The sequence below is a fragment of the Telluria sp. GW821-FHT07G12 genome, from assembly GCF_059418525.1.
Genome location: NZ_JBWKQA010000004.1, coordinates 299,702 through 320,532 on the forward strand (window position 1 = coordinate 299,702; position 20,831 = coordinate 320,532).

Sequence of the window (20,831 nt, forward strand, 5' to 3'; positions counted from 1 at the left end):
GATTGAACGGTAATGCACTCTTGTAATGCTTATTGATGGATCAGCCCAGCGCCAGCCGGGGTTCGCGCGCCGGTAACAAGGCTTCCTGTGCTGCCGGCTGGTCGAGCTTGAAGACGCTGACCGCGCGCGCCAGCCGCGCCGCCTGGTCCTGCATCGCCGCGGCCGCCGCCGCCGCTTCCTCGACCAGCGCCGCGTTCTGTTGCGTGGTCTGGTCCATCTCGACGATGTTCTGGCTGACTTCGGCAATGCCGGCGCTCTGTTCGACGCTGGCGGCCGTGATTTCGGCCATGATGTCGGTCACGCGGCGCACGCTCTCGACCACCTCGGCCATCGTCACGCCGGCCTGCTCGACCAGGTGGCTGCCTTCGTGCACTTTATCCACAGAATCGCTGATCAGCAACTTGATCTCTTTGGCTGCCGCCGCCGAGCGTTGCGCCAGGTTGCGCACCTCGCTCGCCACCACGGCAAAGCCGCGGCCCTGCTCGCCCGCACGCGCCGCTTCGACGGCGGCGTTCAGGGCCAGGATATTGGTCTGGAAGGCAATGCCGTCGATCACGCCGATGATATCCACAATCTTCTTCGACGAATCCGTGATCGAGCCCATGGTGGCGATCACGTGCGAGACGACGGAACCGCCGCGCGCCGCCACCTCCGACGCCTGGGCCGCAAGTGCATTGGCCTGGCGCGCGTTGTCCGCGTTCTGCTGCACGGTGTCGGTGAGTTCGCGCATCGAGCTCGAGGTCTGGGCCAGGGAGCTGGCCTGGGCTTCGGTGCGGCTCGATAAGTCCAGGTTGCCGCTGGCGATCTCGCCGGACACGCCCGACATCGACTCGGTGCTGCTGCGTACTTCACCGACGATGCGGATCAGGCTGTCATTCATGTGGCGCAGCGCTTCCATCATCTGGCCGGCTTCGTCGCGGCTGTCGACGGCGATGTTACTGGTGAGGTCGCCGTCGGCCACGCGCTGGGCGATCTGCACGACCTGGGCCAGCGGCCCGGTGATGCTGCGCGTGGACAGGATCGCCACGCCCAGCGACAGGAAGCAGGCCGCGCCGGCCAGCACCAGGATCAGGAGCTCGGTGCGGCGGGTGACGGCGGCGGCGTCCTGGCCGGCGCGGTTCATGGCCGCGTTCTGGTAGGCGACGAATTTATCCAGCTGCTCGAAATAACGGCCCTGCTGGGGACGCAGCGAGAACATGAACTTGACCATGGCCTCGTCCTTCTTGTCCTCGTTGACCAGGCCGATGAATTTGGTCTGGGCCGGCAGGAACTTGTCCTGGATGACGGCGATCGCCTTCAGGATCTCGGTGCCCTCGGCATCACTGGTGTGCTTCACCAGTTCCGCCACCGCCGCGCTGGCCTTGGCGCTACGTGCTTCGGTATTCCCCAGTTCCTTCTTGATCTGGTCCGGATCGCTCATGATCAGGACATTCAGCATGCTGCGGGTGGCTTCGCTGACGTCTTCCTTCACGCGGTTGGCGGCCACGGTATTCGCGTAGCGCACCTGCACCAGCGTTTCCATCTCCTTGTTCAGGCTTTCCATCCGCAGATACGAAATCCCCGCCAATACCATCAGCAAGGCAATCACGAAGCCGAAGCCCACGGCCAGCCGCTGGCCGATACTCATGTTTCTAATCATTTTGTCTCCTGGTCCCATCGAAAAGAATGGACGTGCTATTTTTTTGATAATAAATATAGCACCAAATAATTTGCCCAAATTAAATAATTGAGACTATTTCGATGCTGCGGATGCACAACCGAGAGTTACCAGGGGGAGGATGTTGCGTGAATGCCTAAACAAGGTGTCAGGTACGGTCGTCCTGCTCGCGTTCGATTGCCGACAGCACGGCCTTGGCATCCGCGTGCCTGGCCAGTTCGTCCGCTTCATGGTCGGTCTTGTCGCGCACATTCGGCATATCGCGCCGCAGTTCTTCCAGCAGCGCGATGATCTTGCTGCTCTTTTCTTCGGTGAGGAGATTGACCTGCAGGTCGAGGTGGGCATGGTGGTCGGCCAGGCGTGACATCCGGTTCTGCCGGATCAGCACGGTGGTCGAGATGATGAAGGCGTTCAGGCCGACGATCCCCTGCAGCCAGAAGAAAGGCGGCTCGTCGAAGGCTTTCCAGCCCATTTCGTCGGCGCCCAGGTTGGCGGCGATCCAGAGCAGCATGAGAACCAGGTTGGCGATCACATAGCCTGGGCTGCCGAGAAACAGCGCGATCTTCTCGACCACCTTCTGGGTGGCTGAGGCGTGCTCATCATGACGCGCGTAAAACTCGGCGATGGTGCCGATGTTCTCGTTGACCGAAGGCGGCAGCCCGTTCTCCGCTGTGTGCCCATCCCTGGTGGCGTCGTCCATGAACCGAGCATAGCATGCTGCCAAGATGCCAGCCGTCCCGCTTATTATTGCCATCAGAGCAATAACTCTCGTACACTGGATCCTTGTTGAAATCACATCATCGATAAAGGACGTGTATGCAGCTTGTCATCCGGGCCGTGCTGGCTCTGTCTCTGGTCTTTGCCGCGTCCGCAGGACAGGCTGCGGCGCCCAGTCCCGCCCACCTCAAGGCCGTGCAGGATCTGCTCGGCGTCATGCAGATCGAAAAGGTATTGCTGGGCGTTGCCTCGCGCAGCCGCTACCAGAGCCAGGCGCAAAAGCAGGCCGTGTTCGACAAGCTCGGCAAGACGCCGCCGGCCGAGGTGGTCCAGCGCCTGGCGCCATCGCTGGTGCCGGTCATTTCCCAGGAAACCGCAACCGAGATGACCCGCTTCTACAACACCCCTTACGGCAAGCAGGTCATCTACAGGAAGTACAACAACCGCGGCGGCATCATCATGCCGGGCATGCGGGAAGTCGTCGCGCCGGAAGAGAAGAAGGAACGCAAGCGGCCCGCCTATGTCCAGGCGAGCAAGCAACTTGCGGATGCGGAACCGGCGATCGAGCACGAAGCGTTCAAGCTTCTGCAGCAGATCAATAAGGAAAAGCGATAAAGGCTGCCGGCCAGGACGCCCTCTAAAATTAGAGCGGCTAACAAAACCTTCAGGGCAAGGCGCATCGTCGAAGACAGTACGCTAGTACGGCGAGACGATGCAACGCCGCCATGGAGGTTTTTTAGCCGCTCTCAGGCTGCGGCCTTGGCGGCGGTCAGCTTCTCGTACTTGGCCTGGAGTTCTTCGCGGGTCTCGCGCCACTCCGGATTAAAGGGGATGCAGGCGACCGGGCACAGTGCCACGCACTGCGGTTCGTCGAAGTGGCCGACGCATTCGGTGCACTTGTGCGGATCGATCTGGTAGAACTCCGCGCCCATCGAGATCGCGTCGTTCGGGCACTCGGGCTCGCACACGTCGCAATTGATGCAGTCGTCGGTAATCAGCAAAGCCATTTGATTAAAACCTGTAGAGATCAGGCCTTCGGCGCGGCAGCCGCGGTCATGGCGGCGATTTTCTTTTGCAGCCAGCGGTCGACCGAAGGGAACACGAATTTGGAGACGTCGCCGCCCAGCATCGCGATCTCGCGCACGATGGTGCCGGAGATGAACTGGTACTGGTCGGACGGGGTCAGGAACAGGGTCTCGACGTCGGGCAGCAGGTAGCGGTTCATGCCGGCCATCTGGAACTCGTACTCGAAGTCGGACACGGCGCGCAGGCCGCGCACGATCACGCGCGCATCGTGCTGGCGCACGAAATCCTTGAGCAGGCCGCTGAAGCTTTCGACCTTCACGTTCGGATAGTGGCCGAGCACCTCGTTGGCGATTTCCAGGCGTTCGTCGAGCGAGAAGAAGGGTTTCTTGTTCTTGCTGTCGGCGACACCGACGACCAGGGTGTCGAACAGACCCGATGCGCGACGCACCAAATCCTCGTGGCCGCGGGTCAGCGGATCGAAAGTTCCTGGATAAACGGCTACAACCATTGCGGCTCCCTGGGAGAATGCACCTGAATAAGCGCGCATTATGCCTGAAAATTCGGCAGCCGCCCCGCTGTGGGGCAGGCTTTGCGGTTTTTTAGTGCAACTTCAGCAGATGGAAGTGGACCATGCCGGCCTTGTCGCCACGCACCAGTTGCCAGCCCGACAACCATTCCGGCGACTCGTCCTGTTCCGTTTCCGCGAAGGGCAGCGCCGCGCCCGACTCGGCATACACCAGGCCGCCCTCCTTCAGCAGGCCGGCGCACAGCGGCAGGACCTGGCTCAGGAAATCCTGTTGATAAGGCGGATCCAGGAAGATCAGGTCGAAGCGCTGGCCACGCTGGGCCAGGTCGCGCGCCACGGCCAGCGCATCGGCGCGCAGGATCTTGACGTTGTCGGCCTTGAGCTTGTCCTTGATGGTTTCCAGCTGGCGCACCACGGGGCCGACGGTATCGACCATGGTCACCGAGCGGACGCCGCGGCTGGCCGCTTCGAAGCCGAGGGCGCCGCTGCCGGCGAACAGGTCGAGGCAATCGAGGCTGTCCCAGTTGCCGTCGGTCTGGTGGCGGATCCAGTTGAACACGGTCTCGCGCACGCGGTCGGGCGTCGGGCGCAGGCCGAAGGCGTCGAGCACGGGTAAAGGGGTGCGTTTCCAGGCGCCGCCGATGATGCGGACTTGCTGCGGCGGGCCGGGACGGCGGGGGAAAGAGGGTTTGTGTGAGGACTTCTTTTGCATGGCGGGACTATACCATGCAGCTTGCTACGGTCCGACGTGGGCATGTGATGCCCACCCTACCGTAGGGCGGGCATCACATGCCCGCGTTCCGGCCAATTATTTACCTTTGGCTAATGTGTTGAAATCGTCGATCCACCCCTGCATGCGCTTCTGCGCGTGCTGCTTCTGCTCCGCATTGGTCAGCTTGATCGCCGTGAGGATGAACTTGGAGGTGTTATCCACATAGGCGTCGAAGAAGGCTTTGCGGTCCGGCGCCTCCATGCGGTCGAACATCTCGCGCAGCAGGTCGTGGATGGCCGACATGGTCTGGTCCTTGTTCAGCTTCTGGTCGTGCACCCGGCGCAGCAGGGCCACGATCTTCTTCTGGCGCAGCTGGCGTTCCTGCAGCCAGACGTCGTTGTCGAGCGGGCGCGCATCCGAGGCGCGGCGTAGTTGCGCTTCCTGGTCGCGGCTAAAACTGCCGAACCACAGCTCGAACTGGTCCATCGCCTTCTTGAAACGCGCCTTTTTCTGGTCCTCGACGCTGCCGCTCATGAACTCCTTGCGGAACTTGTCGTTGTTCTTGGCGAACTTCTGCTCCATCTGCCCGATTTGGTCGGGCTTGATCGACATGGCCAGGTCGGCCAGCTGGGGCAGCGCCTTGAAGGCCAGCAGCTCGGTACGGGCCTTGATGTCGCGGTAGTCGGACAGCAGTTCTTCCTGGGTGACATTGCCGTCGCCCATCTGGCGCTGCATCTTGCTCAGCAGGCCGGCGTAATCGCGCAGCTGGGTCGAACGGTGCCACTGGAACAGGTTATCGATGTCTTTCTTGACCCAGTCGGACTGGTCGCTGTCCAGGTCGAGGTAAGCATTCAACCACCAGTACGCCAGCGTATCGCCGTGGTTGTAGGTGAAGCGGATCGTGCTGCAGGCGCTCAGCAAGGCCATCAGCGCCACCAGAAACAGCAGTCGCGCACGGTAGAACAGGGGTTGGGGCGTGTTAAACTTTTTCATATTATTCAACTACATTTTCTATTGAGAACGGCACATATGAACGTAGTCATCCTCGCCGCTGGCATGGGAAAGCGCATGCAATCCGCTCTGCCAAAAGTCTTGCATCCTCTGGCTGGGAAGCCGCTATTGCAACATGTCATCGACACGGCCCGCAGTCTTAACCCGACTAAATTATGCGTTATTTACGGGCACGGCGGCGCAGCGGTGCCGAGTGCGGTACACGAATGGAGCACGGAAGCAGGCCTCGTCATCGATACCGCGCTGCAGCAGCCCCAGCTGGGCACCGGCCACGCCGTGATGCAGGCCCTGCCCCAGATCGATGAAAAGGCGCCGACCCTGGTGCTGTACGGCGACGTGCCGCTGACCACCAGCGCCAGCCTGCAGCGCTTGGTCGAGGCCGCCGGCGACGACAAGCTGGCGATCCTGACCGTGGTGCAGGACAACCCCTTCGGCCTGGGCCGCATCATCCGCGAAAACGGGAATATCGTCCGCATCGTCGAAGAAAAGGACGCCACGCCGGAAGAGCGCGCGATCAAGGAAATCAACAGCGGCATCATGGTCATTCCGACCAAACACCTGAACGGCTGGCTTGGCGCGCTGGGGAACAACAATGCGCAAGGCGAATACTACCTGACCGACATCGTGGCCCAGGCGGTCGCGAACGGCGTGCCGGTGGTGTCCGCGCATCCGTCGGCCGAGTGGGAAGTCGCCGGCGTGAACAGCAAGGTGCAGCTGGCCGAACTCGAGCGCCGCCACCAGCTGAACATCGCCAATGCCCTGCTCGAGAAGGGCGTGCATCTGCTGGATCCGGCCCGCATCGACGTGCGTGGCGAGCTGATCTGCGGCCGCGACGTCTCGATCGACGTCGGCTGCGTGTTCGAGGGCCGGGTCGAACTGGCGGACGGCGTCACCATCGGCGCGAATTGCGTGCTGGTGAACACGAAAGTCGCCGCCGGCGTCCAGATCAAACCCTTCTGCCACCTGGAAGACGCGATCGTCGGCGAAAAATCGCAGATCGGCCCTTACGCGCGCCTGCGCCCGGGCACCGAGCTGGCCGAGGATGTCCACATCGGTAACTTCGTCGAAGTGAAGAACAGCAAGATCGCGGCCCACAGCAAGGCCAACCACCTGGCGTATGTCGGCGATGCGGACGTCGGTTCGAAGGTCAACATCGGCGCCGGCACCATCACCTGCAACTACGATGGCGCCAACAAGTTCCGCACGGTGATCGAGGACGAGGCCTTCATCGGCAGCGACACCCAGCTGGTGGCCCCGGTGCGCGTCGGCAAGGGCGCGACCCTGGGCGCCGGCACCACGCTGACCAAGGATGCGCCGGCCGGCATGCTGACGATCTCCCGTCCGCGCCAGCTGACGATCGAGAACTGGAAGCGTCCGGTCAAGAAGAAGTAATCCACTGAATGGGCACAGCAAACCCACAGCAAAACCACAGGGGAATCACAGGATAAACACAGGCTCTTCCACCGGCTTTGCACAGGGTGTTCCACTTGCTGTGCACAGGGTTTTCAGGCAGTCATCCACAAAGTCATCCACAGGCCCGCACGGTATTCCGGCGGGCCTGTTGTCTTTATTGCGGCTTGTTCTGCGTGGGTTTTGCTGGAAAGCGGTGCAGATGGCGTCAGCTGGACGGCATGCGGGATGCATGACTTATCCACAGTGCTTGAAATGGCTGCCGATCGGTGCAAACGGGCTCTCATGCGTACTCCCTTGGCCCGTTGCTCAGGAATTCAGCAGTGTCACAATTTGTCCACATCAGGTTGTGGATGAATTGTGCATTACTTATGCGAAGGCAAAGTTTACAGGTAAACAGCTTATCCACATTATTCACAGCCCCCTGTGGATAGGCTGTGCGTGACGGTGCTCGCTAGACCACGATCCGGGTCTCGAACTTGCTGCGGAAGGTAGAAAAATAGGCTTTCACGTTGCGCACATTCTTATGTGTGGTGAACAGGCGGTGCGCCAGCGCGTGGTAGGACGGCATGTCCGCCACTTGCACCACCAGCACGAAGTCCGGTCCGGGCGCGACGCGGTAGCACTGGAGTACGGCTGCCTCGTCGGCGACTGCGCTTTCGAACTCGGCCATGCGATCGGCCGCCTGCACGTCCAGCGTGATCTCGACGATGGCGGTCAGGCGCGCGCCCACCTTGTCCGGCGAAACGATGGCTACTTGCCTTTCGATAACACCGCTCTCGGTCAGCTGTTTGACACGCCGCAGGCAAGTTGGCTGCGACACATGTACCAATTCCGCCAACTCGGCATTGGTGTGAGAGGCGTCAACTTGCAAGGTATTCAAGATGCGACGATCAAGATCGTCCAGGATTTCTGGCTCTGTCGACATTTTTATAAAGTTTTTCGTGATATTTGAAAGAATATTTCATACTTACGATGTCATGAAATAATCTATCAAAATAAGCCGAATTTAGAAAGCTTATTTCATGACGCCTACTCTACATTAGTGACATCTGTTAATTTTCATTGGAGTTCATCATGTGCGGTATCGTCGGAGCAGTAGCCCAGCGCAATATCACCCCTATCCTGATCGAAGGTTTGAAGCGCCTTGAATACCGTGGCTACGATTCCTGCGGCGTTGCCCTGCACGTCGATGGTCGCCTGCAGCGTTCGCGCAGCACCTCGCGCGTGGCCGAGCTCGAATCCCAGATCAAGGAAACGCATCTGGAAGGCTTCACCGGCATCGCCCACACCCGCTGGGCCACGCACGGCGCCCCGGCTACCCGGAACGCCCACCCGCACTTCTCGCCGACCGAAGAGAACGCCCGCATCGCCCTGGTCCACAACGGCATCATCGAAAACCACGACGAACTGCGCCGCGAACTGACCGAGCTCGGCTATAACTTCACCAGCCAGACCGACACCGAAGTCATCGCCCACCTGGTCGACCACATGTACAACGGCGACCTGTTCGAGACCGTGCAGCAGGCCGTCAAACGCCTGCACGGCGCCTACGCCATCGCCGTATTCTGCCGCGAAGAGCCGCACCGCGTGGTGGCTGCGCGCCAGGGCTCGCCGCTGATCGTCGGCCTGGGCAAAGGCGAGAACTTCGTCGCCTCGGACGCCATGGCGCTGGCCGGCACCACCGACCAGATCATCTACTTGGAAGAAGGCGACGTAGTCGACCTGCAGCTGGCCCGCTACTGGATCGTCGACGTCGACGGCCGCCCGGCCGAGCGCGAAGTGAAAACCGTGCACGCCCACACCGGCGCCGCCGAGCTCGGCCCCTACCGTCACTACATGCAGAAGGAAATCTTCGAGCAGCCGCGCGTGGTCGGCGACACCCTCGAAGGCGTCACCGGCATCATGCCGGAACTGTTCGGCGACCAAGCCTTCCGCGTGTTCAAGGAAATCGACCGCGTGCTGATCCTGGCCTGCGGCACCAGCTACTACGCCGGCCTGACCGCCAAGTACTGGATCGAATCGGTGGCCAAGATCCCGGTGAACGTCGAGATCGCCAGCGAATACCGTTATCGGGACAGCGTGCCGCACCCGTCGACTCTGGTGGTGACGATCTCGCAGTCCGGCGAAACCGCGGACACGCTGGCCGCGCTGAAGCACGCGCGCAGCCTGGGCATGACCAACACGCTCACCATCTGCAACGTCTCGACCAGCGCCATGGTGCGCGAGTGCAAGCTGGCCTACATCACCCGTGCCGGCGTCGAAGTCGGCGTGGCCTCGACCAAGGCATTCACGACCCAGCTGGCCGCCCTGTTCCTGCTCACGCTGACCCTGGCGCAAGTCAACGGCCGCTTGAGCGACGAGGAAGAAGCGACCTACCTGAAACAGATGCGTCACCTGCCGGTCGCGCTGAGCTCGGTGCTGGCACTGGAGCCGCAGATCATCGCCTGGGCCGAAGAATTCGCACGCAAGGAAAACGCCCTGTTCCTGGGCCGCGGTATCCACTACCCGATTGCCCTCGAAGGCGCGCTGAAGCTGAAGGAAATCTCGTACATCCACGCCGAAGCCTACCCGGCAGGCGAGCTGAAGCACGGCCCGCTGGCGCTGGTGACCGAAGAGATGCCGGTGGTGACCATCGCCCCGAACGACGCTCTGCTGGAAAAGCTGAAGTCGAACATGCAGGAAGTCCGCGCCCGCGGCGGCCAGCTGTACTGCTTCGCCGACGTCGATACCCAGATCACTTCGAGCGAAGGCCTGCACGTGATTCGTTTGCCGGAGCACTATGGTTTGCTGTCGCCGATCCTGCACGTGGCGGCGCTGCAGCTGCTGGCTTATCACACGGCGCTGGCGCGTGGTACGGATGTGGACAAGCCGCGTAATCTGGCTAAGTCGGTGACGGTGGAATAAGCGTCTAAGTTATCCACAGAAAAAACAGGCCGCGAACCGAACAGTTCGCGGCCTGTTTTTTTCGCCTCGGCGCAGGCTTTTACTCCTGCTCCGGCAAAGCCGAAGAATGATGGCTCGTAATCAGCCACTCCTCCCCATCCCACCGATAAGTAAAGGTATACCGCGCAGGCACCACCTGCCCGGTTCTGCCAAAAGTAAACGTGTACAACCCGGCATCGACGGCGACATTGCATCCCAGGTAGATCCGGCGCAGGTCGATCACCCCGGACGGTTCATTCAGCAGGAAGTGCTCGAAATATTCTTCTTTTTCCGCCGGCGTTAGTCTGGGCTGGTCCGACAGGGTCGGCAGCAGGATCGAGTCTTCCGCGTAGTTGGCCGCGACCTTGTGCGGATCGCCCGTCTGCAGGGAATCGTTCCAGCGCTCGAACAGGGCCGCGATCTTCTTTTCGGACGTCGGCTTGCATTTTTCGGTGCGCGGTACGTGGGTGTAGGTCTTGCCGGGATTCTCAGGTGTCGAGGCGCAACCGGCCAGCGCGAGGGCAGCGACAAGGGCGAGCAGCTTCATGGCGGATCTCCTTTTATCCTTGTACAAGTCAGGGATCACTCATCACCAGGTCGACCAGCATAGAGGCGTGCGCAGCGTATGATGGCACGCTTGAATTTGTGTGGTATGAATGGCGCAGTCCAAACAAAGGGAATAAAAACATGAAACCAATCCTCGTCCTGGCATGCCTGATCGCCGCCCCCGCCTGTTTTGCCGCCAGCCCCGCGCAGCCATCCAGCGGTGCCGGCTTCAGCGGCCCCGATTACAGCGGCATGTATGCCTGCACCGGCGACGATGCGCACGAAGGCAAGTACACGGGTAAAGTCACGCTCGCGCTGGTCAAGGCCCAGAGCAGCGGGCAGTACGCCGCCTATGACTTCAAGCTCGAGGTGGAAGGCTACGGCGCCTATCCCGGCCACGGCGCGGCCAAGGGCAATGAGATGGCGATTTACTTCGCCAACACCGATCCGGCGACCAAGGACTTCGGCACCGGGATCGCCACCTTCAGCAAGAACCGGAACGGGAAGTGGACCTTCAAGAAGTTCTACTATGAACCGCAGTTCAAGGGCGGCAACCACGGCCTTGAAGAGTGCGTGCAGCGCTGAAGCAGGGCTGTTATCACCTCCACCGAATCGCCGACCAGCACGCAGGCGGTAATGGCGGGCATAGGCATGAGCATGAGGCTTGTCTCACCACGATCATCGCAAAATCAATCCCGCTGCACTGCCTCCGGCGCGGCATACATCAGCTGGTTCAGCAAATTGTCCGCGGCAATATAGAAAAAGCCATCGGTCGAGATGCGTCCCTGGTTACTTAATCCGTGGGTGTGATTGCTAAGGATTCGTTGGAAGCATCTGACCAGCTCGATCACCGCATGCATATCGATCGGAAATTCGGCATCCAGCTTCTCTCGGTTGAGAAAATATTCCATGTCCATGTGAGCAAAAAATTTATCGCGCCGCGTCGTAATTCTGGTGATGACGGCCGCATGCTCCTCCATGGCAGCTTTGTGCTTCCTGATGATTTCCATTGGTATGACACCGCTTTTCCAATGGATTTTCTCCCTGTGGGTCTCGCAATAATTCACGAATTTTAGGATATTCCGGTCCGATCTCTTATTGTCCAACAGCTTCGCCAAGGTCAAGAAAATATCGAGTTCCAGGGACTGCATGAAATACCAGAACAGGGGGACCTTTTCCACGAAGGTTTGCTGGTCTTGCTCGTATCGCTTGGAAATAGCGACATACAGCGCGACTTTCGGCACAAGGTCTTCTGAAACGATTTCCAGATAACCTTGCAGCTGCTGCTCATAATTGGATTGAATGTCGGGTGTCATGCGGGCATTGTAAATGAATGCATGGGTGAAGAAGTTCAATGCATGCTTCGCGAACCTTCACCCAGCCCGCATGCTCTAACTCCTGCCCCGGACCTCACCCGGAGGCAGGAGCGCAAGCATGTCCGGTATCGTGCGCATCGACGACGAGGTCATCACTACCGACGACTTCATCCGTACCTTGAAACTGAGCGGGCAGTTCGAAGGACTGGTCGAGCAGATGGTGCGCGACCGTCTCACCGCGCGCGCTGCGAAACAGGCCGGCTTGCAGCTCGCACCTGAGCAGATCCAGGAACGCGCCGACGAATTCCGCCGCGCGCTCGGCCTGCACCGCGCCGCCGATACCAACCACTATCTCGATGCGCTGGGCGTCTCGCTGGACGAATTCGAGGCCTGGATCACGGACAGCCTGTATCAGGAAAAGATGCTGGAACAGGTCTGCAACGAGGCCGCCGTGTCCCAGTACTTCACGCTCAACTCGCCGCGCTTCGACAGCGTCGAGGTCAGCCACATCGTGCTCGACACCGAGGGCGCGGCCCGCGAGATGATGTCGGTGCTGCAGGAAGAGCCGGAGGCCTTTGCCGAGATGGCGCGTGAACACTCGATCGACGATGGCACCCGCCAGCAGGGCGGCGTGATTGGCAAGGTGCTGCGCGGCTCGCTCAAGGGCGACATCGAGGCACGCGTGTTCAATGCCCGCGAAGGAGAATTGCTCGGGCCCTTCCCCTCGCCCGACGGCGCCTTCTACGAGATCTTCTGCGTCAACGCCAGGCACCCGGCCGCGCTCGACGCCGACACCGCCGCCGAGGTGCGCCGCCTGCTGCGTGAGGAATGGCTGATGGCGCGCGCCCAGGAGCACATCATCGAAGCGTGTCCGGTGCGCTAGGCGCCGGCCCGGTAGACCGATATGGAAGAAGCACAGTCCCAGGCGCAGTCGCCCGCCAGATTCCTGTCATCGGTCGACCTCCTGTCTCCCTTCACCGAGGACGACCTGGAACAGCTGGCGGAAGCGATCCAGGTGCGCCATTACGCCTTCGGCGACACGGTCTGCAAGGCCGGCGAGCCGGCCGAGGGCGTATTCGTGGTGAAATCCGGCTCGGTGCGCGTGTTCTCCGACGAGAACGGCAAGGAGGTCAGCATCGGCGTGCGCAAGGCCGGCGAAGTCATCGGCGACATCGCCATGCTGCGCGAAGTCCACCACGAACTGTCGGCGCGCGCGTCCCTGAAAACCGAGCTGTGGTTCATCCCGCGCACGGCCATCGAGCCGGTACTGGTGCGCAACCCGGTGGCGCGCGACTTCGTCACCAGCTATGTCGCGATCAGTTCCGCCGGCGGCCTGGTGGCGCGCCTGTTCGACCTGCGCGGCAAGGTCGGCAAGGACGAGCTGGAAGAATTCGTGCGCAGCGTCGGCGTCAAGCGCGTCGCCGCCGGCAAGGAAATCCTGACCCAGGACGGGCGCGAGGACCGCCGCCTGTACGTGCTGCGCCAGGGACAGGTGAAACTGGTCTACCACGACGGCAGCGACGAGTTCACGCTGGCCACCTTGCAGGCCGGCGAGACCTTCGGCGAAAAGGCGTGTTTGATGCGCCAGGAGCAGATGGCCTCGGCGGTGGCCGTCACGCCCGCCACCCTGCTGGTGATTCCTGAAAAGACCGCGCACGCCATCCTCGAACGCAACGCCGGCCTGCGCGAGGTGCTGGAAGACCGCATCCGTTTCATCGAGCGCGAACTGGAGCGCCAGAAGAAGCTGGCCGAGCGCCGCAAGCGCCCGCTGCGCCTGGACCTCGAATCGAAACCGGAGCTGGGCGAAAAGGTGATCCGCCGCTTCGCCCTGGTCGAGCAGGCCGAGGAGATGGATTGCGGCGCCGCCTGCCTGGCCATGCTGTGCCGCCACTACGGCCTGCAGGTCACTTTGGGAAAACTGCGCGAACTGGCGAACGTCACCACCCAGGGCGCGACCCTGGACAGCCTGGCGCGCGCCGGCGAGACCCTCGGCTTTTCCGCCCGCGGCGTGCAATGCACTTTCGACGCTCTCCAGGGTTTCGAGCTGCCCTTCATCGTGCACTGGGAGGGCTACCACTACGTGATCGTGTACGGCGTCTCCAAGCGCCAGGTGTGGATCGCCGATCCGGCGGTGGGCTTCCGCAAACTCTCGGTCGAGGAATTCGAGCGCGGCTGGAGCGGCACCTGCCTGGTCTTCACGCCCAGCCAGGACATGGCGCAGGCCGCCGTCGAGCGCTCGCCCTGGCTGCGCTTCGTCGCCTATCTGCGGCCCTACCGTACCATCCTGATGCACCTGTTCCTGGCCACCTTCGTGATCCAGATGCTGGGTATCGTGCCACCGCTGATCATCCAGAACATCCTCGACGGCGTGGTCGTGCACCAGAACGTGAGCCTGCTGCACCTGCTGATCGGCGGGCTGGTCATATCGAACGTGTTCTCGCAGCTGATGGCGACCGTGCGCGCCTACCTGGCCAACTACATGGTGCGCAACCTCGACTTTTCCATGATGGCGGGCTTCTTCAAGCACACGATGTCGCTGCCCTTTTCCTTCTTCGCCAAGCGGAAAACCGGAGACATCATCGCGCGCTTCCAGGAAAACCAGACCATCCGTGCCTTTTTGACGGAGTCGACCGTCACCACGATGCTGAACCTGCTGATGGTGTTCATCTATTTCACCATCCTGTTCGTCTACAACGTCAAGCTGACCCTGATCCTGATCGCCTTCGTCATCCCGATCATGGCGCTGACGATTTTCACGACTCCGCACATCAAGCAGTACGCGCGCGAGGTCTTCAATGCCTCGACCGACGCGCACGCCTTCCTGATGGAGGCACTGGGCGGCGTCGAGACCATCAAGGGCATGGGCAGCGAGCGCCCGGTGCGCCTGAAATGGGAAAAGAAATACGTCAAGGCGCTCGACACCCAGTACCGCGCGCAGCAATTCAATATCCTGGTGGGCCTGGCCAGCCAGCTTCTCAACGCCGGCACCACGATCGCCATCCTGTGGGCCGGCGCCAGCCTGGTGCTGGAGCACGAACTGACGATCGGCCAGCTGATCGCCTTCAACGCCCTGATGGGCAGCGTCCTCGCGCCGCTGATGGGCCTGGTGGCGCTGTGGAGCCGCCTGGCTGACGCCGGCGTGGCGATGGAGAGGCTCGGCGACGTGCTCGACATCGAGCCGGAACAGAAACCCAGCGAAGCCGCCAGCCGGGTGGTGCTGCCCGACCTGCAGGGCGACCTGAAACTCGAGAACGTGTACTTCCGCTATGGCGGCGACGATACCGCCTACGTGCTGGACAATATCAGCATCGACATGCGGCGCGGCGAGCTGATCGCCATCGTGGGCCGCAGCGGTTCCGGTAAAACCACGCTGGCCAAGCTGCTGGTGGGCTTCTACATGCCGACCGACGGCAAGATCCTGGTCGACGGCTACGACATGGCCGCCATCGACAAGAATTACTACCGCGCCCAGGTCGGCTACGTCATGCAGAGCAATCTGCTGTTTTCCGGCACCATCGCCGAGAACATCGCCAGCGGCGACGAGAGCCCGGACCGCCGCCGCATCGAGCAGGTCGCCAAGATGGCGGATGCGCATGCCTTCATCAGCAAGATGCCGCTGGGTTACGAGCAGGTGGTGGGCGAGCGCGGCGTCGGCCTGTCCGGCGGCCAGGTGCAGAGACTGTGTATTGCCCGCGCGCTCTACCACGACCCGCGCCTGCTGGTGTTCGACGAAGCAACCTCCGCCCTCGACACCCAGTCCGAGAGCAACATCATCGCCAACATGCACGACATCCTGGCCGGCCGCACGGCCGTGATCATCGCGCACCGGCTCAGCACCATCATGCGGGCCGACAAGATCGTGGTGCTGTATGAGGGGCATATCGCCGAGCAGGGACGGCATGAGGAATTGTTGGCGAAGCGTGGCATGTATTACGAGCTAGTCCAAAAACAATTGGCGGCGGCATGAAGCTGTTCAATCAAAACCTGCCGCCGCGCGGCACCATGATGTCGTATGCCGGCCTGCTGGAGCGGCTCGAAATCCTGCGCTCGACCCTGCGCTGGGCGAACAGCCTGGACCGGCCCGAGATCGAAAAGCTGCTGCGCCAGGCGAATGCCGTGCGCGACGAGGTGATGCAGCTTTCGCACAAGGAGCGCTTCGTGCAGGCGGTCGGCACGGAGGTCGGCAGCCAGCCTGGCAGCCAGGCCACGCCCGCGCCCGAGCAGACGCCGGGCGACCGGAAACAGGCGCTGCTCGCGCGCAGCTTCGTGTTCGAGGGCACCTTCGGCGACAACCCGCGCCTGCTCGACGCCCTCGAGATCGCGGAAAAGGCGGCGCCGACCGATCTGCCGGTGCTGATCGACGGCGAAAGCGGGACCGGCAAGGAACTCATGGCCAAGGTGGTCCACGCCAACGGTGTGCGCGCCGACAAGGCCTATGTCTCCGTCAACTGCGGCGCGATTCCCGAGAGCCTGATCGAATCGGAACTGTTCGGCCACAAGCGCGGCGCCTTCACGGGCGCGGCCACCGACCGCAAGGGCAAATTCGAGAGCGCCCACAAGGGCACGATCTTCCTGGACGAGATCGGCGAATTGCCGCTGCAGGGACAAGTCAAGCTGCTGCGCGTGCTGCAGTCGCACGAGATCCAGCGCGTCGGCTCGGACGAGACGATTTCGGTGGACGCCCGCATCGTCGCCGCCACCAACAAGAACCTGCGCAAGCTGATCGAGCTCGGGCAGTTTCGCGAAGACCTGTTCTACCGCCTCAGCGTGATCCACGTCAGCCTGCCGCCGCTGCGCGAGCGGAAGGATGAAATCCCGCTGCTGCTTGCCTGGTATGGCGACGAGGCCGCCGAGGCACTGAAACGGCGCCCGGTCGCCTTGACCCCGCGCCTGCGCGATTTCCTGCTCGAGTATTCCTACCCCGGCAATATCCGGGAATTGCGCAACCTGATGTACCGCCTGGCCTGCCTGGCCGGCGATGTTGCCGACCTGGCGCAGCTGCCGGAAGATATCCGTCCGCGTGCTGCGCAGGCGCCGGTCAAGGACACGGCCGGCCTGGATGCCTCAGCTGTTGCGCAGGCCCCGGCCTCGCTCGCCGAAGCCAAGCGCGCCGCCAGCGACGAAGCCGAGCGCGCCTGCCTGGAGCGCGGTTTGAAGGACGTCGGCGGCACCGTGGCCGAACTGGCGCGGCGCTGGGACATGAACCGCTCGCACCTGCAGATCCTGCTGAAGAAGCATGGGTTGCATTCGAAGGATTTTCGACAGCAGCGGGATCCCGGCGCGCATTGAGCACTACAACGACGGATTCATCACCGTCTGATCCGGCTCCACATCGTCCGCCCGCACCACCACCACCGACACGTTGTCGCGCCCGCCCCCGGCCAGGGCCAGCGCGATGAGGGCATCGGCCGCCTGCGCGCAATCTCCGCCGGTCAGGGCGTCGAACATCGCGTCCGGGCTGACCATATTGCTCAAGCCGTCGCTGCAGAGCAGGAAGATGTCGCCGTCGCAGACCTGCACCTGGATTTCGTCCAGCTCCAGCCCGGTGGCCGCGCCGAGCGCGCGCGTGATCATGTTGGCGCCGGGCCAGGCCTGCGCTTCTTCGCGCGACAGATGGTTCCTGACCTGCAATTCCTCGAGCTGGTTGTGGTCGCGCGTGAGCTGATGCAGGCTGCCGCCGCGGCACAGGTAGATGCGGCTGTCGCCGGCCCAGATGCAGGTGGAGTTGCGGCCGGAGGCCAGCAACAGTACCAGCGTGGTGCCGATCACGGGAACGTTGCGCGCGACCGCCTCCGCCACCAGCGCGTTGTTCACGCCCAGCAGGCACACGCGCGCCTGCGCGGCCGCCTGCTGCAGCGGTTCGCCCGCGGGCAGCGCGTCCAGCGCCTCGACGGTCATCCTGCTGGCCACTTCGCCATAGGCGTGTCCGCCCATGCCGTCGGCCACGGCCCATATGCGCCGCTCGGGCCGGTTCAGCACCATGTCCTCGTTATTGCTGCGCACCAGTCCGGTATCGGTGCGCGCCGCCGAGGTCCAGCGTAACTGCGGTTCTTCGCCCATTAGACGGTTCCGTTGTTGGTGCTCCGTTCATCCACGCCGACGGTGAGGACCGAATTCGGCGCCGAGTTGCTCACGCTGACCGACTGGAACTGGTTGATCATCTGGTCGGCGTAGTTGTTGATCTGGTAGAAGTTGATGACCGGCGTCACGCCACGCGACTGTGCGGGCAGGTAGGGCTGGATCCAGCCGAAGCACCAGGCCGCCCCGTCGCCGCCGCGGATGTGCGCCATGGCCCTGGTGTCGAGGGTGCGGTCGCAGCGTAGGTCATTGATGCGGATGGTGGCCATGATGCGTCTCCTGGATGCGTCTCGGGACAGTGGGAAGACAAGTCGAAATCGCCTTTGGTTCAATATTTTGGTGGAGGCTGCGCAAGTGTTTGTTACTTGCGGCCTCCACCGGTCAGGGTCAGCCAACCAGGATGTTGTTCTGGCCGAATTGGTGGGTGTTGTTGGTCACGTCCACGCAGTCGATGAAGGCCGATCCGTTGGCGGTCGCGTTGACGACCTTTTGCAGCTGGGTCAGGTCCTGGCTCGCTTCCAGCGACGAGTTCACTTTCGGCTCGTACTGGGGGAACCAGGGGGCGCTGCTCTTGCCGTGGCCGCCGTGCACGGCAGCCATGTCGGCGTGGGCCAGTTCCTGGCTACGGGTCAGGTCTTTGATGGTCAGGTTTTTCATGATGATGCTCCTTAAAGAAAATAAATTGAGTTACAGCGGGATTGCAGCGTTGTTGGTGGCCCATTGCAGCGGGTTCAGGGTCACATCGGGGCCGACGAAGCCGGGACCGATCACGCCGTTGTTGTTCAGGACGTTGACCTTGATGTCCTGCACCTGGCCGATGCGCTGGTCGAGGTTCAGGTTCACGTTGACGTTCGGGCCGAAGCTGGCCAGGCCCTTGCTGCCGCCGCGGATCGCGAACATGGAACGCTGGTCCAGTTCGCACCTGCGGTGCAGGTCTTGAATCACGATCGATGACATGATCTTCTCCTTGGTTGTTCGTACCGCGTCAACCGATCAGCAGGTTGTTCTGGCCGAACTGCGAGGTGTTGTTGGTGACGTGCACGCCGGAGATGAAGGCCGAGCCGTCGGCGGTTTCGTTGACCACCTGCTGCGCCTGGCGCAGGTCTTGCGACGCATCGATCGACTTCGTGGTCGAAGGCATGGGGAACAGCGAGTACGAGGGCGAGCCCATCGTGTAGCCGGCTTTGTGGCCACCGCGCACGGCGGTCATTTCTTTGCGGCTCAGGTCGGACGAAACGGCCAGGTCTTTGATCGTCAGGGTGTTCATGTCGGTTCTCCTTTACAGCACGGCGATGTTGTTCTGGCCGAATTGATCGGTGTTGTTGGTGACGTGGACGCCGGACACGAAGGCCGAGCCGTTCGCGGTCAGGTTCTGCACGTCCTGCATTTGCAGCAGGTTCTGGTCCGTCTTGATCGACGAGTTGTAGGACGGGCTGTAGACCGGCAGCCAGGGCATGCTGCTCTTGCCATGTCCACCTCGCACGGCAGCCATGTCGCTGCGGGCCAGTTCGTTGCTCAGTGCCAGGTCTTTGATGATCAGGGTTTTCATGTCAGTTCTCCTTGAGTAGGTCATTTGGTTAAGAGCACTTTGATTTGCGCTCACTTGGATATGAGCAGAATGCGTGCCAGGGCCCGAACCGGCTTGAAACAGGCCTTTTGTTGACGGGCTGTCTTCGTTTTGGGCCTGTTGAGCGGGGAATCTGGTGGGCGCGGCCCAACAGCGGATAAGCGCTGTGCGGAGCGCCCCAACACCCACCGGGACGACAACGAAAAAAAGCCGCCCAGCCTTGCGGACTGGGCGGCATCGGTAACAGCCGTCAAATTAGATAAACCGTTTATTTTGTTTGCTTGCCGGGTGTGCCCCTGGGCACGGCGCGGGTCTTGAAATCGACGATGCGCGGCGAGGATGCCGGCACGGTGCCGGCCGCCCGCACCTGCGAGCGCAGCCGCGAGCCGCCGCTGATCGCCTGCATCACCTTGCGGTCCAGCTCGAGGTTGTCGGACAGATCCTTGATAACGATGGTGGCCATGTTTATCTCCTTGAAAAAGGGGTGCCAGCCCGGGCATCGTGAAGATGGCCGGGCTGGCGCGGATGGGACAGTGTGGTTCAGAACTTCGGCAGGTGCGCCTCGTTCTTCGCCCACTGCAGCGGACTCAGCTCGATGCTGGGTCCGACGAAACCGGCGCCGATCACGCCGTTGTTGTTCAGCACGTTCACGCCGATGTCCTGGAACTGCGCGATCTGCTGATTCAGCGCGATGTTGACGTTGACGTTCGGCGCGCCAAGCATGCCGCCGCGTACGCTTGCCATCGCATGGCGGTCGAGGCGCTGTGCATGCGCGAGGTCGTGGATCTGAATGGAAGACATATTGGTTCTCCTTTGGTTCTTTTTTTATTAGCGGTAGACAGCGACGTTGTTCTGGCCGAACTGGTCGGTGTTGTTGTGCACGGTCACGCCATCGATGAAGGCCGAGCCGTTGGCGGTGGCGTTCACCACGTCCTGCAGCTGCTGCAGGCTCTGGTCGACCTTGATCGACGACTCGAAGCTCGGGCTGTAGCTCGGCATCGGTACCAGCGAGTGCCCCTGCTGCTGCATTTTGTAACCGCCGCGTACGCGCGCCATGGCGCCACGGTCCAGTTCGCAGGTCACGGCCAGGTCTTTGATGGTCAGGGTTTTCATGTCAGTTCTCCTAAAGTGTGGATTGGTTGGTGAGCCGGTTTCGTCGTGCTCACCCTACTCTTTGCGAGAAGCGTGCCAAGCCCCGAAAACCCCGTTTTGGCCGGTTTACTTGTGCGTTCGCCATCGATGAGCGCTCGAAGCGGCGGCTTTGTCCCAACACTTGTCAGCGCACTGTTTGGCCGGTCACAACACAATGGCTCTGCGGTGAATTCGCGGCGCGCTCCAGT

At 61.9% G+C, this 20,831-nt stretch carries 25 protein-coding genes; 7 read left to right on the forward strand and 18 right to left on the reverse strand.

The window, feature by feature from the left end; translation table 11 throughout:
• Positions 1-40 precede the first annotated feature (40 nt).
• Positions 41-1,627, reverse strand: coding sequence for a methyl-accepting chemotaxis protein (locus tag AC07PE_RS17160; protein ID WP_498766579.1), 1,587 nt, complete (start codon positions 1,625-1,627; stop codon positions 41-43).
• A gap of 178 nt (positions 1,628-1,805) precedes the next feature.
• A complete protein-coding gene (locus AC07PE_RS17165) occupies positions 1,806-2,357 on the reverse strand; it encodes a DUF1003 domain-containing protein (protein ID WP_498766581.1) in 552 nt (183 codons plus the stop codon).
• 116 nt (positions 2,358-2,473) lie between these two features.
• Between AC07PE_RS17165 and AC07PE_RS17170 the strand changes: the two genes are divergently transcribed.
• Positions 2,474-2,989 (forward strand): hypothetical protein, encoded by a 516-nt coding sequence (locus AC07PE_RS17170; RefSeq protein WP_498766583.1) that lies wholly within the window; start codon positions 2,474-2,476, stop codon positions 2,987-2,989.
• A gap of 131 nt (positions 2,990-3,120) precedes the next feature.
• On the opposite strand, the gene AC07PE_RS17175 is transcribed toward AC07PE_RS17170, so the two are convergent.
• The 4 genes from AC07PE_RS17175 to AC07PE_RS17190 form a co-directional block, all read right to left on the reverse strand.
• Positions 3,121-3,381, reverse strand: a complete 261-nt coding sequence (locus AC07PE_RS17175) for a YfhL family 4Fe-4S dicluster ferredoxin (RefSeq protein ID WP_258848375.1) — start codon at positions 3,379-3,381, stop codon at positions 3,121-3,123.
• A gap of 20 nt (positions 3,382-3,401) precedes the next feature.
• Positions 3,402-3,908: a pantetheine-phosphate adenylyltransferase gene (gene coaD / locus AC07PE_RS17180; protein WP_498766585.1), complete on the reverse strand. Its 507-nt coding sequence runs from the start codon at positions 3,906-3,908 to the stop codon at positions 3,402-3,404.
• Between the two features lie 91 nt (positions 3,909-3,999).
• Entirely contained in the window at positions 4,000-4,638 is a 639-nt protein-coding gene (rsmD, locus tag AC07PE_RS17185; RefSeq protein WP_498766587.1) for a 16S rRNA (guanine(966)-N(2))-methyltransferase RsmD, read from the reverse strand.
• Positions 4,639-4,734: 96 nt separating this feature from the next.
• Positions 4,735-5,631: a DUF6279 family lipoprotein gene (locus AC07PE_RS17190; RefSeq protein WP_498766589.1), complete on the reverse strand. Its 897-nt coding sequence runs from the start codon at positions 5,629-5,631 to the stop codon at positions 4,735-4,737.
• A gap of 36 nt (positions 5,632-5,667) precedes the next feature.
• On the opposite strand from AC07PE_RS17190, the gene glmU reads away from it, so the two are divergent.
• Complete coding sequence (glmU, locus tag AC07PE_RS17195; RefSeq protein ID WP_498766591.1) at positions 5,668-7,041, forward strand: bifunctional UDP-N-acetylglucosamine diphosphorylase/glucosamine-1-phosphate N-acetyltransferase GlmU; 1,374 nt, start codon at positions 5,668-5,670, stop codon at positions 7,039-7,041.
• A 472-nt stretch (positions 7,042-7,513) separates the two neighbouring features.
• On the opposite strand, the gene AC07PE_RS17200 is transcribed toward glmU, so the two are convergent.
• A complete protein-coding gene (locus AC07PE_RS17200) occupies positions 7,514-7,987 on the reverse strand; it encodes an Lrp/AsnC family transcriptional regulator (RefSeq protein ID WP_498766593.1) in 474 nt (157 codons plus the stop codon).
• Positions 7,988-8,136: 149 nt separating this feature from the next.
• Between AC07PE_RS17200 and glmS the strand changes: the two genes are divergently transcribed.
• Positions 8,137-9,966 carry a glutamine--fructose-6-phosphate transaminase (isomerizing) gene (gene glmS, locus AC07PE_RS17205; protein WP_498766595.1) on the forward strand — a complete coding sequence of 610 codons (1,830 nt, stop codon included), beginning with the start codon at positions 8,137-8,139 and terminating at the stop codon, positions 9,964-9,966.
• Between the two features lie 79 nt (positions 9,967-10,045).
• On the opposite strand, the gene AC07PE_RS17210 is transcribed toward glmS, so the two are convergent.
• Positions 10,046-10,531 (reverse strand): SgcJ/EcaC family oxidoreductase, encoded by a 486-nt coding sequence (locus AC07PE_RS17210; RefSeq protein ID WP_498766598.1) that lies wholly within the window; start codon positions 10,529-10,531, stop codon positions 10,046-10,048.
• A gap of 140 nt (positions 10,532-10,671) precedes the next feature.
• Here AC07PE_RS17210 and AC07PE_RS17215 point away from each other — a divergent pair, with 140 nt between their 5' ends.
• Positions 10,672-11,115 (forward strand): hypothetical protein, encoded by a 444-nt coding sequence (locus AC07PE_RS17215; protein WP_498766600.1) that lies wholly within the window; start codon positions 10,672-10,674, stop codon positions 11,113-11,115.
• Between the two features lie 104 nt (positions 11,116-11,219).
• On the opposite strand, the gene AC07PE_RS17220 is transcribed toward AC07PE_RS17215, so the two are convergent.
• A complete protein-coding gene (locus AC07PE_RS17220) occupies positions 11,220-11,846 on the reverse strand; it encodes an AbiU2 domain-containing protein (RefSeq protein WP_498766602.1) in 627 nt (208 codons plus the stop codon).
• Between the two features lie 118 nt (positions 11,847-11,964).
• On the opposite strand from AC07PE_RS17220, the gene AC07PE_RS17225 reads away from it, so the two are divergent.
• The 3 genes from AC07PE_RS17225 to AC07PE_RS17235 are packed head-to-tail and all read left to right on the forward strand — an operon-like array spanning position 11,965 to position 17,135.
• Positions 11,965-12,729: a peptidylprolyl isomerase gene (locus AC07PE_RS17225; RefSeq protein WP_498766604.1), complete on the forward strand. Its 765-nt coding sequence runs from the start codon at positions 11,965-11,967 to the stop codon at positions 12,727-12,729.
• Positions 12,730-12,750: 21 nt separating this feature from the next.
• Positions 12,751-15,813 carry a peptidase domain-containing ABC transporter gene (locus tag AC07PE_RS17230; protein WP_498766606.1) on the forward strand — a complete coding sequence of 1,021 codons (3,063 nt, stop codon included), beginning with the start codon at positions 12,751-12,753 and terminating at the stop codon, positions 15,811-15,813.
• The gene (locus tag AC07PE_RS17235) at positions 15,810-17,135 is read left to right on the forward strand and encodes a sigma-54 interaction domain-containing protein (RefSeq protein ID WP_498766608.1); all 1,326 of its coding nucleotides are present in this window, start codon (positions 15,810-15,812) and stop codon (positions 17,133-17,135) included. Before AC07PE_RS17230 ends, AC07PE_RS17235 begins: the two co-directional genes overlap by 4 nt.
• A 3-nt stretch (positions 17,136-17,138) precedes the next feature.
• Here the strand turns inward: AC07PE_RS17235 and AC07PE_RS17240 are convergent, their stop codons facing one another.
• The 9 genes from AC07PE_RS17240 to AC07PE_RS17280 all read right to left on the reverse strand — a co-directional run bounded on the left by AC07PE_RS17240 (position 17,139) and on the right by AC07PE_RS17280 (position 20,604).
• Positions 17,139-17,906 (reverse strand): PP2C family protein-serine/threonine phosphatase, encoded by a 768-nt coding sequence (locus AC07PE_RS17240; protein ID WP_498766610.1) that lies wholly within the window; start codon positions 17,904-17,906, stop codon positions 17,139-17,141.
• Positions 17,906-18,193: a hypothetical protein gene (locus AC07PE_RS17245; protein ID WP_498766612.1), complete on the reverse strand. Its 288-nt coding sequence runs from the start codon at positions 18,191-18,193 to the stop codon at positions 17,906-17,908. The genes AC07PE_RS17240 and AC07PE_RS17245 overlap by 1 nt, the downstream gene beginning before the upstream one ends.
• Before the next feature lie 118 nt (positions 18,194-18,311).
• Complete coding sequence (locus AC07PE_RS17250; RefSeq protein ID WP_498766614.1) at positions 18,312-18,581, reverse strand: hypothetical protein; 270 nt, start codon at positions 18,579-18,581, stop codon at positions 18,312-18,314.
• A gap of 30 nt (positions 18,582-18,611) precedes the next feature.
• The gene (locus AC07PE_RS17255) at positions 18,612-18,881 is read right to left on the reverse strand and encodes a hypothetical protein (protein ID WP_498766616.1); all 270 of its coding nucleotides are present in this window, start codon (positions 18,879-18,881) and stop codon (positions 18,612-18,614) included.
• A gap of 28 nt (positions 18,882-18,909) precedes the next feature.
• Positions 18,910-19,191, reverse strand: a complete 282-nt coding sequence (locus AC07PE_RS17260) for a hypothetical protein (RefSeq protein ID WP_498766618.1) — start codon at positions 19,189-19,191, stop codon at positions 18,910-18,912.
• A gap of 12 nt (positions 19,192-19,203) precedes the next feature.
• A complete protein-coding gene (locus AC07PE_RS17265; RefSeq protein WP_498766620.1) occupies positions 19,204-19,473 on the reverse strand; it encodes a hypothetical protein in 270 nt (89 codons plus the stop codon).
• A 286-nt stretch (positions 19,474-19,759) separates the two neighbouring features.
• Positions 19,760-19,954 (reverse strand): hypothetical protein, encoded by a 195-nt coding sequence (locus tag AC07PE_RS17270; protein ID WP_498766622.1) that lies wholly within the window; start codon positions 19,952-19,954, stop codon positions 19,760-19,762.
• A 77-nt stretch (positions 19,955-20,031) separates the two neighbouring features.
• Positions 20,032-20,292, reverse strand: a complete 261-nt coding sequence (locus AC07PE_RS17275; protein WP_498766624.1) for a hypothetical protein — start codon at positions 20,290-20,292, stop codon at positions 20,032-20,034.
• Positions 20,293-20,319: 27 nt separating this feature from the next.
• On the reverse strand, positions 20,320-20,604 hold the full coding sequence (locus tag AC07PE_RS17280) for a hypothetical protein (protein WP_498766626.1): 285 nt from the start codon (positions 20,602-20,604) through the stop codon (positions 20,320-20,322).
• Between the last annotated feature and the right edge of the window lie 227 nt (positions 20,605-20,831).

Bases quoted from the DNA above. Each gene is read 5' to 3' on its own strand.
- AC07PE_RS17160 (WP_498766579.1), bottom strand. From the start codon at position 1,627: ATGAGTATCGGCCAGCGGCTGGCCGTGGGCTTCGGCTTCGTGATTGCC.
- AC07PE_RS17165 (WP_498766581.1), bottom strand. From the start codon at position 2,357: ATGGACGACGCCACCAGGGATGGGCACACAGCGGAGAACGGGCTGCCG.
- AC07PE_RS17170 (WP_498766583.1), top strand. From the start codon at position 2,474: ATGCAGCTTGTCATCCGGGCCGTGCTGGCTCTGTCTCTGGTCTTTGCC.
- AC07PE_RS17175 (WP_258848375.1), bottom strand. From the start codon at position 3,381: ATGGCTTTGCTGATTACCGACGACTGCATCAATTGCGACGTGTGCGAG.
- coaD (WP_498766585.1), bottom strand. From the start codon at position 3,908: ATGGTTGTAGCCGTTTATCCAGGAACTTTCGATCCGCTGACCCGCGGC.
- rsmD (WP_498766587.1), bottom strand. From the start codon at position 4,638: ATGCAAAAGAAGTCCTCACACAAACCCTCTTTCCCCCGCCGTCCCGGC.
- AC07PE_RS17190 (WP_498766589.1), bottom strand. From the start codon at position 5,631: ATGAAAAAGTTTAACACGCCCCAACCCCTGTTCTACCGTGCGCGACTG.
- glmU (WP_498766591.1), top strand. From the start codon at position 5,668: ATGAACGTAGTCATCCTCGCCGCTGGCATGGGAAAGCGCATGCAATCC.
- AC07PE_RS17200 (WP_498766593.1), bottom strand. From the start codon at position 7,987: ATGTCGACAGAGCCAGAAATCCTGGACGATCTTGATCGTCGCATCTTG.
- glmS (WP_498766595.1), top strand. From the start codon at position 8,137: ATGTGCGGTATCGTCGGAGCAGTAGCCCAGCGCAATATCACCCCTATC.
- AC07PE_RS17210 (WP_498766598.1), bottom strand. From the start codon at position 10,531: ATGAAGCTGCTCGCCCTTGTCGCTGCCCTCGCGCTGGCCGGTTGCGCC.
- AC07PE_RS17215 (WP_498766600.1), top strand. From the start codon at position 10,672: ATGAAACCAATCCTCGTCCTGGCATGCCTGATCGCCGCCCCCGCCTGT.
- AC07PE_RS17220 (WP_498766602.1), bottom strand. From the start codon at position 11,846: ATGACACCCGACATTCAATCCAATTATGAGCAGCAGCTGCAAGGTTAT.
- AC07PE_RS17225 (WP_498766604.1), top strand. From the start codon at position 11,965: ATGTCCGGTATCGTGCGCATCGACGACGAGGTCATCACTACCGACGAC.
- AC07PE_RS17230 (WP_498766606.1), top strand. From the start codon at position 12,751: ATGGAAGAAGCACAGTCCCAGGCGCAGTCGCCCGCCAGATTCCTGTCA.
- AC07PE_RS17235 (WP_498766608.1), top strand. From the start codon at position 15,810: ATGAAGCTGTTCAATCAAAACCTGCCGCCGCGCGGCACCATGATGTCG.
- AC07PE_RS17240 (WP_498766610.1), bottom strand. From the start codon at position 17,906: ATGGGCGAAGAACCGCAGTTACGCTGGACCTCGGCGGCGCGCACCGAT.
- AC07PE_RS17245 (WP_498766612.1), bottom strand. From the start codon at position 18,193: ATGGCCACCATCCGCATCAATGACCTACGCTGCGACCGCACCCTCGAC.
- AC07PE_RS17250 (WP_498766614.1), bottom strand. From the start codon at position 18,581: ATGAAAAACCTGACCATCAAAGACCTGACCCGTAGCCAGGAACTGGCC.
- AC07PE_RS17255 (WP_498766616.1), bottom strand. From the start codon at position 18,881: ATGTCATCGATCGTGATTCAAGACCTGCACCGCAGGTGCGAACTGGAC.
- AC07PE_RS17260 (WP_498766618.1), bottom strand. From the start codon at position 19,191: ATGAACACCCTGACGATCAAAGACCTGGCCGTTTCGTCCGACCTGAGC.
- AC07PE_RS17265 (WP_498766620.1), bottom strand. From the start codon at position 19,473: ATGAAAACCCTGATCATCAAAGACCTGGCACTGAGCAACGAACTGGCC.
- AC07PE_RS17270 (WP_498766622.1), bottom strand. From the start codon at position 19,954: ATGGCCACCATCGTTATCAAGGATCTGTCCGACAACCTCGAGCTGGAC.
- AC07PE_RS17275 (WP_498766624.1), bottom strand. From the start codon at position 20,292: ATGTCTTCCATTCAGATCCACGACCTCGCGCATGCACAGCGCCTCGAC.
- AC07PE_RS17280 (WP_498766626.1), bottom strand. From the start codon at position 20,604: ATGAAAACCCTGACCATCAAAGACCTGGCCGTGACCTGCGAACTGGAC.